Annotated in this window: 14 protein-coding genes; 5 read left to right on the top strand and 9 right to left on the bottom strand. The window is 62.5% G+C overall.

The annotated features are described in order from the left end of the window. The first annotated feature begins 41 nt into the window (after positions 1–41). Positions 42–506 (top strand): PTS sugar transporter subunit IIA, encoded by a 465-nt coding sequence (locus RBB31_RS00520; protein ID WP_306127304.1) that lies wholly within the window; start codon positions 42–44, stop codon positions 504–506. Here the strand turns inward: RBB31_RS00520 and RBB31_RS00515 are convergent. The 8 genes from RBB31_RS00515 to cysQ form a co-directional block, all read right to left on the bottom strand. Beyond that, the gene (locus RBB31_RS00515) at positions 494–1,924 is read right to left on the bottom strand and encodes a sulfotransferase family 2 domain-containing protein (RefSeq protein WP_306127303.1); all 1,431 of its coding nucleotides are present in this window, start codon (positions 1,922–1,924) and stop codon (positions 494–496) included. The two genes, RBB31_RS00520 and RBB31_RS00515, sit on opposite strands and share 13 nt — an antisense overlap. After that, entirely contained in the window at positions 1,925–3,625 is a 1,701-nt protein-coding gene (locus tag RBB31_RS00510) for a beta-1,6-N-acetylglucosaminyltransferase (RefSeq protein WP_306127302.1), read from the bottom strand. It lies immediately after the preceding gene. A gap of 13 nt (positions 3,626–3,638) precedes the next feature. Then, the gene (locus RBB31_RS00505; protein ID WP_306127679.1) at positions 3,639–4,625 is read right to left on the bottom strand and encodes a glycosyltransferase family 2 protein; all 987 of its coding nucleotides are present in this window, start codon (positions 4,623–4,625) and stop codon (positions 3,639–3,641) included. Positions 4,626–4,807: 182 nt separating this feature from the next. After that, positions 4,808–5,830: a glycosyltransferase family 2 protein gene (locus tag RBB31_RS00500; protein WP_306127301.1), complete on the bottom strand. Its 1,023-nt coding sequence runs from the start codon at positions 5,828–5,830 to the stop codon at positions 4,808–4,810. 39 nt (positions 5,831–5,869) lie between these two features. Continuing rightward, entirely contained in the window at positions 5,870–6,853 is a 984-nt protein-coding gene (gene galE, locus RBB31_RS00495) for a UDP-glucose 4-epimerase GalE (RefSeq protein WP_306127300.1), read from the bottom strand. Positions 6,854–6,872: 19 nt separating this feature from the next. Then, positions 6,873–7,772 (bottom strand): UTP--glucose-1-phosphate uridylyltransferase, encoded by a 900-nt coding sequence (locus RBB31_RS00490; RefSeq protein WP_306127299.1) that lies wholly within the window; start codon positions 7,770–7,772, stop codon positions 6,873–6,875. 116 nt (positions 7,773–7,888) lie between these two features. Beyond that, positions 7,889–8,689, bottom strand: a complete 801-nt coding sequence (locus RBB31_RS00485) for a 3-deoxy-manno-octulosonate cytidylyltransferase (RefSeq protein ID WP_306127298.1) — start codon at positions 8,687–8,689, stop codon at positions 7,889–7,891. After that, a complete protein-coding gene (cysQ, locus tag RBB31_RS00480) occupies positions 8,689–9,486 on the bottom strand; it encodes a 3'(2'),5'-bisphosphate nucleotidase CysQ (protein WP_306127297.1) in 798 nt (265 codons plus the stop codon). Before cysQ ends, RBB31_RS00485 begins: the two co-directional genes overlap by 1 nt. Positions 9,487–9,625: 139 nt before the next feature. Between cysQ and RBB31_RS00475 the strand changes: the two genes are divergently transcribed. Both RBB31_RS00475 and RBB31_RS00470 read left to right on the top strand, forming a co-directional pair. Continuing rightward, positions 9,626–10,447: an ABC transporter permease gene (locus RBB31_RS00475; protein WP_306127296.1), complete on the top strand. Its 822-nt coding sequence runs from the start codon at positions 9,626–9,628 to the stop codon at positions 10,445–10,447. Continuing rightward, complete coding sequence (locus RBB31_RS00470) at positions 10,444–11,055, top strand: COG3650 family protein (protein ID WP_306127295.1); 612 nt, start codon at positions 10,444–10,446, stop codon at positions 11,053–11,055. The genes RBB31_RS00475 and RBB31_RS00470 overlap by 4 nt, the downstream gene beginning before the upstream one ends. A 13-nt stretch (positions 11,056–11,068) precedes the next feature. On the opposite strand, the gene RBB31_RS00465 is transcribed toward RBB31_RS00470, so the two are convergent. Then, entirely contained in the window at positions 11,069–11,677 is a 609-nt protein-coding gene (locus tag RBB31_RS00465) for an alpha-ketoglutarate-dependent dioxygenase AlkB (protein WP_306127294.1), read from the bottom strand. 211 nt (positions 11,678–11,888) lie between these two features. Here RBB31_RS00465 and dnaK point away from each other — a divergent pair, with 211 nt between their 5' ends. Both dnaK and dnaJ read left to right on the top strand, forming a co-directional pair. After that, positions 11,889–13,805, top strand: coding sequence for a molecular chaperone DnaK (dnaK, locus tag RBB31_RS00460; protein ID WP_306127293.1), 1,917 nt, complete (start codon positions 11,889–11,891; stop codon positions 13,803–13,805). A 65-nt stretch (positions 13,806–13,870) separates the two neighbouring features. Continuing rightward, positions 13,871–15,040: a molecular chaperone DnaJ gene (gene dnaJ / locus RBB31_RS00455; protein ID WP_306127292.1), complete on the top strand. Its 1,170-nt coding sequence runs from the start codon at positions 13,871–13,873 to the stop codon at positions 15,038–15,040. Positions 15,041–15,132 lie beyond the last annotated feature (92 nt).

Here is a 15,132-nt window from a genome sequence, read left to right as displayed (position 1 = left end):
AGCAAGCAAGGCGGCGCCGGCCGCCGATGGAGCGTAGCTGAATGCAGTTCTCTCAGATTTTGCGGCCTGACGCGGTTCGGGTGTATTCCTCCGTGTCCAGCAAAAAGCGCCTGTTGCACGAACTGGGCAGCATTGCCGAGTCGGTCTACGGCCTAGATCATCAGGCCGTGGTCGACGCGCTTATCGAGCGTGAAAATCTTGGTCCGACGGGCGTCGGGCACGGTGTCGCCCTGCCCCATGCGCGTCTGTCCGGCATCGACACGGTCGTCGGTGCGCTCGTCCTTCTGGAAACCCCGATCGACTTCAACTCGGTCGACCGCCAGCCGGTCGACCTTGCCTTCGCCCTTTTCGCGCCCGAAGATGCCGGGGTCGAGCACCTCAAGGCGCTGGCGCTGGTGTCTCGCACGCTGCGCGATCCGGCGATCTGCGCCAAGCTTCGCGCCAATGACGATCCGGCGACGCTGCACACCATCATCACCGAGGCGCAGTCGGTTCAGGCCGCGTAAGGTTTGAACCCGAACATCATGTAGTCGCGCTGGTAGATGTCCGCGACAAGGTCCTCGACCTCTTCATCGTAGATGTCTTCAATCGCGAAGGGCTGGTCTGCCGGCGCAGATCTCGGTTCTTCAGCGGTCTCGTACCCGACCGAGGCCGCCAGCCGCGGCAACCCCTCGGCCAGCTCCTCCTCGCGCATCACCACGTCCGGAACGCTGAACTGCGCCATGCCCTGCATGATGGACGCCTGCGTCGCCCAATGCGCATCCACCCGGATGTTGGTCTGACCCGCCAGGTTCGCCTTCAGGAATTGCAGGAATGCGCCAAAGGCCAGCTTGTGGGCCCTGAGGTCATAACCCTCGTCCGGCATTTGCCCCGGCAGCGGCAGCTTGTGAAAATTGCGCAATGTCTTGCGGATATCGGCCAAACACCCCGGCCCGGTTTGCAGAATCTTGCCGCAGAACGCGGCGTGGGCCCGCGCCACCGGATGCCGCAAGACGGTAAAGCTGCGGTGGCCCGGCTTTCGCCGTTTCCACTGTCGCAGGCCCTTCTGGTTCAGCTGCGTGGGCAGATCCTCGACCGTCACGCCATCCAGCCCGGCCAGCCACGCGCACACTTCCGCCTCTGGCCCAGACCGGATCGGCATGTAAAGCAGCGCTGCATGCGCCCCGGTCACGAAGCTCGGCACCGCCGGCCCCCGGCGCGGCTCGAAATTGGGCGTCCGCGTCAGGTTGAACGGGTCCAGCCCGGAAAATGCCTGCTCCATATCCCTGAAATTCGATACCTTGTCTTCCAGCGCGCTGGGATTCTGCTTTTTCAGCGACGCGTCCAGCGCCTCCAGCCGCTCGTCGCTGCCCAGATATTTCGCCAGCCCGTTCAGCACGTCGAGATCTTGAAGGTCCTCGTAGGCAATGTAGAACGCCGTCTGCCCCGCGGCCTGAAGACGGTTCAGCAACTGCACCTGAAATTCCTGCAGCTTCGTCACGTGCGTCTCGAACTCGGCCTTGTCGAACCGTACCTGGCTGTCCTTGCGCCGCTTGACGTTTGTCAGCTTCCACTGCCCCGTCGCCTGCGCGATCTTCCAGCTGACATAGCTGTCCAGCGGGTTGCGCGTCAGGATGATCTTGGCGCAGCGCGGATCGTCCAGCATCACCTCCAGAATGCGCGGATCATGGTCATGAAAATACCGGAACCCGCCCAACTTGCCGGGCGTGTCCCTGACGGCCTTGATCAGCTGCATCGGGTCCGCGTCCCGCGTAATCTGCGCCACGCCGGCGATCTCGTCGCGGTTGGGATAGCCGATGAAATGCGGGTTGAACGCCTCGCCAAAGCACTCGAAGCTCTCGAACGCGTTCAGGTTCGCCTCAAGGAAGTTCGAGCCGGTGCGCATTTCGGCGAACACCACGAAGTAGTCGAAATTGAATGCCATTCATCGCACCAGGTAGGGTTTGCGCGTTTGCCCCTGCGGCTCGTGCAGGCGATGCTCCACCGGGAAATCGCCCATCAGGTAGGGATGCATCCCCTGGTTCTTGAGGTTCTGCAGGAACTGCCCGAACCCGGTCAGGTCGGCCATCTTCGGCACCTCCGCCAAGCCATGCACGCTTTGCTTGCCAATCTCGTCGATGATGGTCTGCAAGGGCTCCATAGGGGCCTCGATGAATTCCGCCATGGTCCAGATCCGCACCCGTGCCTTGCCCCATTGCGAGCGCAGCACGTCCAGGTGCTTGCTTTCGACCTGCTGCAACAGCGCGGCCTCCTGCCGGATATCGGCGAAGTTCATGTTCGACTTGAACAGCGGCACCGCCCACGCGCCCGAGATCACCGAGATCTGCGCGTTCTGGTCCCTGGCCAGTTGCCACTCGATATCCTTGATATTATCGCGCGGCCCCAGCTGGAAACACTGCCGCTCGCCCCGCGTGTTCCAGATCAGGCTCGCCAGGAATGCCTGGGGATTGTAGTCGCGCAGCTTCGCACTGTCGCTCAGCGCGCCGTTCATCACGGTCTGGCCATCGGAAAACTCGGCCCGTTCCGGTGCGAACAGGTGCCCATGCACGCGCGTGCCCGTCACCTTGGCCAGCCAGGGCTCGAAATTCTCGAACAGGTCGCTGAATCCCTCGAACACCGAGTATTGCGCACAGGTCAGCCCGTTCTCACGCCCCTCCACCGGGAACCGGCTCTGCATCAGCAGGCCGGGCCGGCCCCGCGTGCGCCGCTCCACCGCCTTGGCAAAGATCCGGTCGATCTTGCCGGGGTTGGGCTCCGTGCGCTTCATAGCACCCGCCGCATCGGTCAGGAACGCGTTGTAGAGCCGATTGGCAAAGGGCCAGATCTTGCGCGCCACGAAACAGTCCGAGCGCCGCAGCAATTGCAGGTGATCGTCGTAGAAGATGTGCGGCTTGCCCTGGTAGTCGAACTTCGACAGGGTCAGCGACCGGCTCTCGATCTGCCTTGAATAGAGCCTTGACAGCGTCTGGAAATAGCTCTCGTCGGGGATCCACACACGCTTGAAATAGCGATCATAGGTCGCCCGCTCGGGGTCGGTCAGTATGGCCGACAGGGTCTGGCGGGTCAGGCACCACCACTGGCTGCCCATATGCGGCACGATCCCGTTGGGAATGCGCCGCTTGTAGCCGACCTTGCGTTGCAGCGCGACATAGCGGTCAAACAGCTTGCGATGCCGCCGCCATGAGAACGGAAAGCGCAGCGTGAACCGCTCGTGATCCAGCCCCCCGATCGTCCACGGCACATCCGCGGTCGTGGCGCTTTCGATGAAGTCGGTCTGCGGTCGATCTGCCAGATAGTCAATCAGTTCCTGCACCGGGCGCAGCGGCAGGCACGAGCCGGACGCGAGGTAGACGTGCCGCACTTCCGGGAAACTCTTGAGCATTATTTCCGACGCTTCCTGCGTCGCCGCCACCAGCCCCCATGTCCCCCATTCGCAGCGGTGGCGCTTGGCAAATTCCACCTGGTCGAGGTCGGACAGGGCGTTGACGAATTTACGGTAGGTCGCGTTGGGCACGTTGCGGTCGGCGTGAATGACCAGCGGACAGCCCGACGCGGCCCAATGGCGCGCCACCTGCTCGGCCCGGTCAAAGGCCGTGTGGACCAGCATTATGATGCCGACGCTCACCCTCTGCCCATCCTCATGCCCAGTTTCCCTTGGACATCAGCCCAAGAATTTCCAATTGTCGCCAGTTTATATATTTCTCCGACCATTTGCACCAAAGGTCGGGACTGTCCTGAAATTTCTCGGCATATGATTTGTATTCGACACTGCCGGCATAGTGCTGGCCACGCTGCAACTCTTCCTCCGCCTTGGCGGTGAACGTGTTCAAGAACTTCGCGTGCAGCAGGATGCCGCTGGCCTTTTCCCCGCCCCACTCGTCATAGGTCAGGTTCAGTCCCCGCGGCAAAAGCGTGTGGGTCGAACTGATATATGTGTACCGCTTGTCCCATCGCACCAGCGGCGTCTTGTTCAGCGCGGGGGCCTTCTTGGGCCGGTCGGGAAAGAAGACCCGGCTGCGCGGCCCGCCCTGGATCCACAGGTTGCCGTACTGCCGGTTCTTTTCGATCACATAGTTCCCAGGGTCGAACCACCCCGCGATCTCCAGCGGGTCCTGCCCGGGCAGGTATCGCACCTCGTCGATGCGCCCCTTGGGGTACATGTCCAGCAGCATCGCACCGAAGGATTTGACCTGGCTGGTGTCCAGCCAGTCGGTCAGCGCCCGGATGGGCCGCGTGTCGCAGAACGGATAGATGAACAGCTCATCGGGATCGACCACAAGCGTCCAGTGCCCGTGGCCATATTTGCGCTGCAACCAGTTCAGCCAATCAACCCCGAATTTCGATCCCTTGTAACTGGCCTTGGTGGTCCAGATCGACACGTCGGGCTGGTCGGCCATGAACTCTCTGCCGCCATCGCTGCTGTCATTGTCGACGATCAGGAAATGCGACACGCCAAGGGCGCGGTAGTATTGCAGGAAAAACGGCAGGCGCACGAATTCGTCGCGCATGGTACTGAAGAGCAGGATATCGCCGGACCGGATCTTGCGCGTGCGGTCCACCACGGGCTTGAGCGAAAAATGCTTGCGGAAGGCACGCACCCGGTGCCGCTTCCGGCGCAGCCGCATGGCATATGACTGCAACAAACTCACCACTCACATCCTCTGGGCCACCGAACTGACCGGCCGCCAACATACACGCTCCGTGTTAATACATTCTTTTCCACAATCGTACACCGCCGAAATCGCCGGTTCCGCTCCCCTTCAGCCGGTATAAGCAGTTGTTTCCAAAACGCAAACAATTCCGGTCCTCAAATCCAGTTGCCCTTCGACATCAGGCCCATCGCCTCCAGCTGGCGCCACCCGATCAGCCGCGTCGAGGCCGGACACCACAGATCGGGGTTCTCGGTCAGCGCGTCATAGTAGCTGTCGTAAAGGTCGCTGTTGGCGAAATGCTCCTGCCGCTGTTTTTCCTCGGCCGAGCGGTCGACCACCGTGTTCAGAAACTTCGTATGCAGCAGGACCCCCGACAGCCGCTCGCCCCCACCCTCGTCGTAGACCCGGTTCAACCGGCGCGGCAACAGGGAATGCGCGCTGCTGACATAGGCATATCGGCGGTTCCACTTCACCAAGGGCATCTTGCCCATCGTCGGCGCCCTTTCGGGCCGGTCGGCAAAGAACCTGCGCGCCCGCACCCCGCCCTGGATCCAAAGGTTGTGCAGGTCCGGCTTTCGCCGGATCATGTAGTTGCCCCCGTCGAACCAGCACAACCGCTCGAAAGGATCGGCCCCGGCAGCATAGTCATGTTGCGCCAGCGGGCCTTTGGGATACATGTCCAGCATCAGCACCCCGAACGAGTCGCGCCCCGATTGCTCCAGCCTTTCCACCAGCGCAGGCAAGGGGCGCGTTTCGTGATGCGGATAGATCAGGATCTCGTCGGCATCCAGCGTCAGGCACCAATGCCCGTGCCCGTGCCTGATCTGCAGCCAGGTCAGCCAATCGACCCCAAAGCGTGACAGCTTGTAGCTGGCCTTTGTCCGCCACAGCGACACGTCTTCCTGCGCCTGCAAATATTCGCGCGTACCGTCGCCGCTGTCATTGTCCACGAACAGAAAATGGCGCACACCCAGCGCCCGGTGATGCTCCAGAAAATAAGGCAGCCGCACCGCCTCGTTTCGGACGGTGGAAAAGCACAGGATGTCCCCAGGCGCGATCCGGTCGGTGCGGTCCATCACCGGGCGCAACTGCCGCCGCTTGCGCAGCGCGCGAAACAACAGGCGCCGGCGCTTCCACCGAAGCCTGTACGCCTCCCATGCTTGCGAAAGCACGCTCATCCGTCCTGCCTGACCCTTCCTTCGACCGCAGGGTCGGCGTTATTTCTCGTAATGTCCAGTTTGATGCCACCGCCACGCATCGCGGATCATCTCGTCCAGGGTCGAGCGTGCCGGTTTCCAGCCCAACTCTGACAAGGCCCGCTCCGATCCCGAAACAAGCTTGGTGCAGTCCCCCGGGCGCCGTAGCCCCTCGACCACGGGCACGTTCTTTTTGGTGATGTCGCGCGCGTGCTCGATCACCTCGCGCACCGAGAAACCGCTGCCGGTGCCAAGGTTGAAAACCCGGCTGTCCTTGTCTTCCTCCAGCCATTTGAGGCCAAGCACATGCGCATCCACCAGATCGCAGACATGCACGTAGTCCCGGATGCACGTGCCGTCAGGCGTATCGTAATCCGTGCCGAAGATCGTCAGCGCATCGCGTCGCCCGTCGATCGCATCCAGGATGAGCGGCACAAGATGCGTCTCGGGCTGGTGGAACTCGCCCACCTCGGCCTCGGGGTCGGCTCCGGCCACGTTGAAATACCTAAAGATCACGTGCCGCAAGCCGTGCGCCGCCTCGAAACCGCGCAGCATGTCCTCGATCGCCCGTTTCGACGCGCCATAGGCGTTGATCGGCGCCTGCGCGCTGTCCTCGTTCAGCACCACGTTGTCCTGGTCGCCATAGGTGGCACAGGTCGAGGAAAAGACGAACTTTTCACAACCTGCGGCCACCGCCGCCTCCATCAGGACAAGCGAGCCCGTGACGTTGTTGTCCCAATAGCGCCCCGGCTCGCGCATGCTCTCGCCCACTTGGCTCAGCGCCCCGAAATGCAGCACCGCGACCGGCTGATAGGCGGCGAAGACCGCGTCCAGCCGCCCCCGGTCGCGCAGGTCTCCCCGCTCGAACGGACCGAACTTGACGGCGTCCGCCCACCCGGTGCTTAGGTTGTCATAAGTGACCGGCGTATATCCGGCAGTGGCCAGAGCCTTGCAGGCATGCGAGCCGATATAGCCCGCGCCGCCGGTGACAAGTACATTCGGCACGAGCTGCCGCGCTCCTTCGTTACTGCGCCGCCTTGGCGGGCTGCACCACGTCCGAGATATAGCTCAGCAGGTCGTCGCGCAGTTCCGGCCGGTTCAGCGCGAACGCGACCGTCGCCTGAAGGAAGCCCGCCTTCGAGCCGCAGTCGAACCGCTCGCCCTCGAAACGGAAGCCAAAGACCTCCTCGCCCTCGTCGCGCGCCGCGTCGATGGCGTCGGTCAGCTGGATTTCTCCGCCGGCGCCGGTCTGCTTCTTGTTCAGCTTCTGCAAGACCGTGGGCGTCAGGATGTAGCGCCCGATCACCGCGAGATTTGAAGGTGCCTCGCCCGCTGCCGGCTTCTCGACCATACCCTTGGTGGTGACCATCCGGCCCATGTCTTCCTTGATGTCAAGAACGCCATAGGCCGAGGCCTTGTCCGCAGGAACCTCCATTGCGGCTACCATGTTGTTCTCGCCATCGGTTTCCTTGAATGCCTCCGCCATCTGCGCCAGGCACGACTTTTCCGCCGCGATCACGTCGTCCGGCAGGATCACCGCGAAAGGCTCGTTGCCGATCAGCCGGCGCGCACACCATACCGCGTGACCCAGGCCCAGCGCCTTGTTCTGGCGGGTATAGGCAATCTCGCCACTGTCCATGTTGGTGGATTTCAGAATCTCCAGTAGCTCTTCCTTGCCTTTCTTGCGCAATTCCTGTTCCAGCTGCGGCGCATTGTCGAAATAGTCCTCCAGCGCGCCCTTGCCGCGCGAGGTGACAAAGATGAATTCCTTGATACCGGCCTCTCGTGCCTCGTCGATGGCGTATTGCACCAACGGGCGGTCGACCAGCGTCATGATCTCTTTCGGAACCGATTTGGTCGCCGGTAGAAAACGCGTTCCCAGCCCGGCCACGGGGAAAATCGCCTTGGTAAGTTTTTTACGCATTTAAAGCTCCTTAGCCGCTGTCGGCACTCGCCAGAAGAAAACCCACGTCACGCGCCGGAATACAACCGGCTCAATGTGGCAACCCTATGAAATTCGGGCTCGTTTCCTCGCCTTGCCTACGACATGTGCATAGTTCGCATCATGCCTTCTATCCTCTCAATATCTTCCGGGTTGTTAAGTTCCCAGAATTGTCGGCCGCGCGCCTCGACCTCGACGCACAGGATCGACCGCCGGTTCTCCAGAAACCGCAGTTGCTCGAGCCCTTCCAGGGTTTCCAGCGGGCCCGCCGGCCAGGCACCATATGCATACAACGCTTCGGGGCGGTAGGCATAGACCCCCACATGGTGAAACACCGGCGTGTCCTCTTTGTCGTCATACACGCGCGACGTATAAGGCACCACTTCCTTCGAGAAATAGAGCGCGTGGCGCGATCGGCCGAAAACGGCCGTCGTGCCGCCCACCCGGCCATTGGCGCGATCCTCCAGAAAACCGTTCAGCGCGCGCCCGTCGCAGCGCAGCACCGGCGTGGCCACATCGGTTTCCGGGTTCTCGCGCATCCCCGCGATCAGGTCCTCGACAAACCAATGGGGGGTCAGCGGCGCGTCGCCCTGCAGGTTCACGACAATCTTGTAGTCGCCGCCCACCTTGCCCAGCGCCTCGGCGCAGCGTTCGGTCCCGTTGGCGCAGTCGGCCGACGTCATCACCACCTCTGCGCCAAAGCCGTGCGCCGCTGCTTCGATCCGCGCGTCGTCCGTGGCCACGACCACCCGGTCGACGCCCGAAACGCTGGTGGCCGCCAGCCAGCTGCGTTCGATCAGGCTTTTCTCGGTGCCGTCCGCGCCGCGCAGCATGGCCAGCGGCTTGCCCGGATACCGGCTCGAGGCGTAACGCGCCGGGATGACCACCAGCACGCTCATCAGGCGGGCTTAAGCTCAACCTTGGGCGCGTAGGCAATGAAGAACGGGTTGGCGTACTCCGCCTTGCCATAGCCCAGCGGGCTCTGGTCGTCGAAGCGCACCACCCGCCCACCGGCGCCCAGCAGCACCGCGTGCCCGGCGGCGGTGTCCCACTCCATTGTGCGGCCCAAACGCGGATAGATATCCGCCTCGCCCGTCGCGATCAGGCAAAACTTCAGCGAAGACCCCGCGCTCTTCATATCCTTGACGGCATATTTGTTGATGTAATCATCCGTCGCCTGGTCCCGGTGCGACTTGCTGGCCACCACCATCAGCGCCGCGTTGTCCGGATCGGACACGCCGATCTCGGTCAAAGCTCCCGTCCTGTGCCGCGCGAATGGGCCGGTTTCCTCTACCGAAACCCCGTCGCCACGGGTAAAGAACATCCGCCCCTTCGCCGGCGCATACACCACACCGCGCGTCGGCGTGCCATTCTCGACATAGGCGATGTTGACGGTAAAGTCGCCGCGGCGGTGGATGAATTCCTTGGTTCCGTCCAGAGGATCGACGATCAGGAACGTCTCGGCCTGCTCGCCATGGGTCGCGGCCTGTTCCTCGGTGATCAGGGTCACGTCGGGAAACTCCGCCCGCAGCCCGTCCGAGATGATTTTATCCGCCGCCTCGTCCGCCGCGGTGACCGGGCTGTCATCGGATTTCACCTTCACGTCGAAATCGTCGGCGTCGTAGATATCCATGATGCGATCGCCGGCTTCCAGCGCCAGGCGCCGCATGACCGTGACAAGTTTGTCGTAATCCAAGGCCCGCTCCAATTCTTTTGTTTGGCCCGCAAAGGCGTTTGTTGCGGGACCGCTGCGCGCCCCTTATGATATGTCACTAACGGGACAGCAAGAATTCCGTGCGAGAATTTCAGCACAAGGCGGTTGCTTCAGACAGGTCATGTTCCAGAACACGCGCAAGAAATCCCTGCTTTCGTCGGTTACGACGATATGCGAGCTGATCTATCACACCACGGTCCGCGACGTGCGCAGCACCCATGGCAACGCGTTCATGGCGCTGTTCGTCAACATCAGCACCGCGATCATCTTCGTTCTTGCCTTCTACTTCATGTTCTCTGTCCTGGGTCTGCGCGGAGCCAAGCTGCGCGGCGACTTCCTGCTTTACATGATGTCCGGCGTGTTCCTCTTTCTCACGCATGTCAAGGCGCTGGGCGCGGTGGCGGGTGCGGCCGGACCGTCCTCGCCGATGATGCAGCACGCGCCGATGAACACGATCATATCGATCACCTCCGCCGCGCTGGGCGCGCTTTATATTCAGGTCCTGTCGGCGCTGATCATCCTTTTCGTCTATCATACCGCCTTTACGCGGATCGAGATCGACGATCCCATCGGCGCGTTCGGCATGCTTTTGCTGGCATGGTTCACCGGCTGCGGCGTCGGCCTTCTGATCATGGCGGCGAAACCCTGGTTTCCGACAGCCGTGAACTTGATCCAGATCGTCTATACCCGCGCCAACATGATCGCCTCGGGCAAGCTTTTCGTCGCTAACACGCTGCCCGGCTACATGCTGGCCATGTTCGATTGGAACCCGCTCTTTCATGCCATCGACCAGTGCCGCGGATATGTCTTTGCAAATTATTTCCCGCGCAACACCAGTGTCGAATACGCCCTGATCGTGGGGTGCGTTCTGGTCACCATCGGCCTTCTGGCGGAATTCTACACCCGTCAATTCGCCTCCAGCAGCTGGTATGCCCGCCGATGAAACGCCTTGTCTCCGCCTGCCTGCTTCTGCTCTGTGCAACCTTCGCGCAGGCCCAATCTCTGCCGGCATTCTACGACGTGTCCGGCGTGGCAGCGGATGACGTGCTGAACGTCCGCGCCGGGCCCGGTGTGGGCAATTCCATCATCGCCAAGCTGAACGCCGACGCCAGCTTCATCGAGGTGGTGGCCTTCGACGAAACCCGCAAATGGGCCCGCGTCAACGTGGACGAGGCGTCGGGTTGGGTCGCTGTGCGCTTCCTCGACCGGCGCCTGGATCAGCCCGACAATCAGCTGCCCCGCCCGCTGACCTGCACGGGAACCGAACCGTTCTGGTCTCTCGCGATCGACCGCACCGCCACGGCCACACTCGACCGCATGGACGACGAGCCGATCACGGTTGCGACCCTCGAACCGGTCACGTCCCAAAACCGGACCGACCACTACGCCATCTTCGGACAGGCGCAGACACAGGTCTTCACCTTCATGTTCCAGCGTGACGCCTGCACCGACGGCATGTCCGACCGCGCCTACGGAATGAGCGTCGATCTCTTCGTCACCGAAGAGTCCGGCGTCACCTTCCTGACCGGCTGCTGCAACCTTGCGCGCTGACCGCCCGGGGCCGTCAATCCACCACCCGGCAGGTCAGGTTGATCCGCCCCGGCTTGTCCAGCAACATAGAGGTGCCCGGCTTGATCCGGTCGATCCCGTGATAGGTCAGCCGCGCGTCACCGCCCATCACCACCACATCCCCCGATTGCAGCCAGTGGGATTCCGTCTTGCCGCCCCGTGTCGCGTTCCCGATCCGGAACAGCCCGTCGTCCCCCAGCGACACCGACAACACCGGCCAACCGAAATCGGCCTCGTCGCGGTCCTGGTGCATCCCCATCCGCGCATCGGCATCGTAGAAATTCACCAGGCAGCAATCCGGCATCCGCTCGCCGCTCACCAACTCGCGCCAGATCGCCAGCACCTCGTCCGGGATCGGTGGCCAGGCCATGCCCTCGGGATGTCGGTCTTCGTACCGGTATCCCCGCCGGTCCGACACCCAGCCATAGCGTCCCGCGGAGGTCATCCGCACCCGCATCGGCTTGCCATAGGGCGTCATCGGCGAAAACAGCGGCGCGGCGCGCACCACGCCCCGGATCGCCTCCACCAGCGCGGCCTGCTCCGCCGCTTCAAGGAATCCCTTGAAAATACGGAAGCCGCGTATCTTCAGCGTCTCGTCGGTCATGCCCAACGGGATTCCATCGAATCCGGGAAATTAAAAGCCGAATCCTGCGATTCACCGCTTTTCAACCGCTTGCAGCGTCATATTCCCCTGCCTATATACCGTCCGAAGCGCAGGAACCGCTTTCGGGATCTGCAACTCATATGGTGGCCAGATGCCTTTGACGGGTCCGGTCGCCCCTCAATCGCCTTAAGAACAGAAGGGATCGAAAAACATGTCCAAAGTCATTGGTATTGACCTCGGAACCACCAACAGCTGCGTCGCCATCATGGACGGCAGCCAAGCCCGCGTCATCGAGAACTCCGAAGGCGCCCGCACCACCCCCTCGATCGTCGCCTTCACCGATGACGAGCGCCTTGTCGGCCAGCCGGCGAAACGCCAGGCGGTCACCAACCCCGAAAACACCATCTTTGGCGTCAAGCGCCTAATCGGCCGCCGCGAGGACGACAGCGATCTGGCCAAGGACAAGAAGAACATGCCGTTCGAAGTGATCGACGGTGGCAATGGCGACGCCTGGGTGCGCGCCAAGGGTGACAAGTATTCGCCCAGCCAGATCTCGGCCTTCATCCTCGGCAAGATGAAAGAGACCGCCGAAAGCTATCTCGGCGAGGAAGTGACGCAGGCCGTCATCACCGTGCCCGCCTATTTCAACGACGCCCAGCGTCAGGCCACCAAGGACGCCGGCAAGATCGCCGGTCTCGAAGTGCTGCGCATCATCAACGAGCCGACCGCGGCCGCACTTGCCTACGGCCTCGACAAGGAAGACACTCAGACCATCGCGGTCTATGACCTTGGCGGCGGTACCTTCGACGTGACCATCCTCGAAATCGACGAGGGCCTCTTCGAGGTCAAGTCCACCAACGGCGACACGTTCCTGGGTGGTGAAGACTTCGACATGCGCATCGTCAACTACCTTGCGGACGAGTTCAAAAAGGAACACAGCGTTGACCTGACCAAGGACAAGATGGCGCTGCAACGTCTGAAAGAGGCGGCCGAGAAAGCCAAGATCGAGCTGTCCAGCTCGTCCCAGACCGAGATCAACCAGCCGTTCATCTCGATGGGCTCCAACGGCCAGCCGCTGCACATGGTCATGAAACTGACCCGCGCCAAGCTGGAAAGCCTGGTTGGCGACCTGATCACCAACTCGCTCAAGCCCTGCAAGGCCGCGCTCAAGGATGCCGGTCTGTCGGCCAGCGACATCGACGAGGTCGTTCTCGTCGGCGGCATGACCCGCATGCCCAAGGTCGTCGAGGAAGTGACCAAGTTCTTCGGCAAGGAACCGCACAAGGGCGTGAACCCCGACGAGGTCGTCGCCATGGGCGCCGCCATTCAGGCCGGTGTTCTGCAAGGCGACGTCAAGGATGTCGTCCTTCTGGACGTCACGCCGCTCTCGCTCGGCATCGAAACCCTGGGCGGTGTCTTCACCCGCCTGATCGACCGCAACACCACGATCCCGACCAACAAGTCGCAGATCTTCTCCACCGCCGAGGACAACCAGTCGGCCGTGACGATCCGCGTCTTCCAGGGCGAGCGTGAAATGGCCGCGGACAACAAGCTTCTGGGTCAGTTCAACCTCGAGGATATACCGCCGGCTCCCCGCGGCATGCCCCAGATCGAGGTGACCTTCGACATCGACGCCAACGGCATCGTCTCCGTTTCGGCCAAGGATAAAGGCACGAACAAGGAGCAGAAGATCACGATCCAGGCGTCGGGCGGTCTGTCCGAGGAAGACATCGAGAAGATGGTCAAGGACGCCGAGGCCAACGCCGACGCCGACAAGGAGCGTCGCGCTCTGGTCGAGGCCCGCAACCAGGCTGAAAGCCTCATCCACTCGACCGAGAAGTCGATGGAAGAGCATTCCGACAAGGTGGACCCGTCCACCATCGAAGCCATCGAACTGGCCATCTCGGCCCTCAAGGACGACCTCGAGAAAGAGGATGCCTCCGCCGACAAGATCAAGGCCGGCATTCAGAACGTGACCGAGGCCGCCATGAAACTGGGCGAGGCGATCTACAAGGCCAGCCAGGAAGACGGCGACGACGAGCCTGCCGCGGCCGATGAAATGGGCAAGGACGATGAAGACATCGTCGACGCCGATTTCGAGGACCTCGACGAAGATAAGCGCGCCTAAGCGTCAAACGGAAAGGCAGGGGGCGCATCTGTGCCCCCTGCTCTCCGATACAAAGGAGAAATCCGATGGCCAAACGCGATTATTACGAGGTTCTTGGCGTCTCCAAGGGCGCCAGCGCCGACGAGATCAAGAAAGCCTACCGCACCAAGGCCAAAGAGCTGCACCCCGACCGCAACAAGGACAACCCCGATTCCGAGAAGAAATTCAAGGAAGCGGGCGAGGCCTATGACATCCTGAAGGACGCCGAGAAGAAGGCGGCCTACGACCGCTTCGGCCACGCGGCTTTCGAGGGCGGCACCGGCGCGGGCGCACGCCCCGGCGGCGGGTTCGGCGGAGCCGGCCCCGGTCAGGGCGATTTCGCCAGCGCGTTCTCCGACGTGTTCGACGACCTCTTCGGCGATTTCATGGGCGGCGGTGCACGTGGCGGCCCTGGCGGGCGCCAGCGTGCGGCGCGCGGCGCCGACCTGCGCTACAACCTGCGCGTCAACCTCGACGAGGCTTATCGCGGCCTGCAGAAAACCATCAACGTACCCACCTCGGTGGCCTGTGACGCCTGCGACGGCTCCGGGGCCGAAGGCGGCGCCGAGCCGACCACCTGTCCGACCTGTTCGGGCATGGGCAAGGTCCGTGCGCAACAGGGGTTCTTCACGGTCGAACGCACCTGCCCCACCTGCTCGGGCCTAGGCCAGATCATCAAGAATCCGTGCAACGTGTGCGGCGGCCAGGGCCGCGTCCAGAAGGACCGTTCGCTGTCGGTGAACATCCCCGCGGGCGTCGAAACCGGCACCCGCATCCGCCTGGCGGGCGAGGGCGAGGCCGGCATGCGCGGCGGTCCTGCGGGCGATCTTTACATCTTCATCGAGGTCGCGCCGCACAAGATCTTCGAGCGTGAGGACACCAACCTCTTTTGCCGCGTGCCCGTCTCGGTCGCCAAGGCCGCGCTTGGCGGCGATATCGAGGTGCCCACGATCGACGGCGGTCGCAGCCGCGTCAAGATCCCCGAAGGCTCGCAATCCGGCCGACAGATGCGCCTGCGCGGCAAGGGCATGCCCGCCCTGCGCGGCGGCGGTCACGGCGACATGTTCATCGAACTGGCGGTGGAAACACCCGTCAACCTGACCTCGCGGCAGAAAGAAATCCTCAAGGAATTCGACACGCTGTCAGAAGACAACAACCCCGAAACCAAGAGCTTCTTCAAATCGGTGAAGGGCTTTTGGGACTCGATGAAAAGCTAGAGCACTAACGTCATCCACGGGTCTGACCTGCGGATCTCTGACTGCATGAGATCCCGGATCAGGTCCGGGATGCCATCGCGCCACCGCAAAGC

Source organism: Roseovarius sp. MMSF_3350, assembly GCF_030733425.1.
Classification (GTDB): Bacteria; Pseudomonadota; Alphaproteobacteria; order Rhodobacterales; family Rhodobacteraceae; genus Roseovarius.
This window is presented reverse-complemented; position numbering and strand designations above follow the sequence as displayed.

Bases quoted from the DNA above. Each gene is read 5' to 3' on its own strand.
- RBB31_RS00500 (WP_306127301.1), bottom strand. From the start codon at position 5,830: ATGAGCGTGCTTTCGCAAGCATGGGAGGCGTACAGGCTTCGGTGGAAG.
- RBB31_RS00490 (WP_306127299.1), bottom strand. From the start codon at position 7,772: ATGCGTAAAAAACTTACCAAGGCGATTTTCCCCGTGGCCGGGCTGGGA.
- dnaJ (WP_306127292.1), top strand. From the start codon at position 13,871: ATGGCCAAACGCGATTATTACGAGGTTCTTGGCGTCTCCAAGGGCGCC.
- RBB31_RS00505 (WP_306127679.1), bottom strand. From the start codon at position 4,625: ATGCGGCTGCGCCGGAAGCGGCACCGGGTGCGTGCCTTCCGCAAGCAT.
- RBB31_RS00470 (WP_306127295.1), top strand. From the start codon at position 10,444: ATGAAACGCCTTGTCTCCGCCTGCCTGCTTCTGCTCTGTGCAACCTTC.
- RBB31_RS00520 (WP_306127304.1), top strand. From the start codon at position 42: ATGCAGTTCTCTCAGATTTTGCGGCCTGACGCGGTTCGGGTGTATTCC.
- RBB31_RS00465 (WP_306127294.1), bottom strand. From the start codon at position 11,677: ATGACCGACGAGACGCTGAAGATACGCGGCTTCCGTATTTTCAAGGGA.
- RBB31_RS00515 (WP_306127303.1), bottom strand. From the start codon at position 1,924: ATGGCATTCAATTTCGACTACTTCGTGGTGTTCGCCGAAATGCGCACC.
- RBB31_RS00485 (WP_306127298.1), bottom strand. From the start codon at position 8,689: ATGAGCGTGCTGGTGGTCATCCCGGCGCGTTACGCCTCGAGCCGGTAT.
- RBB31_RS00475 (WP_306127296.1), top strand. From the start codon at position 9,626: ATGTTCCAGAACACGCGCAAGAAATCCCTGCTTTCGTCGGTTACGACG.
- dnaK (WP_306127293.1), top strand. From the start codon at position 11,889: ATGTCCAAAGTCATTGGTATTGACCTCGGAACCACCAACAGCTGCGTC.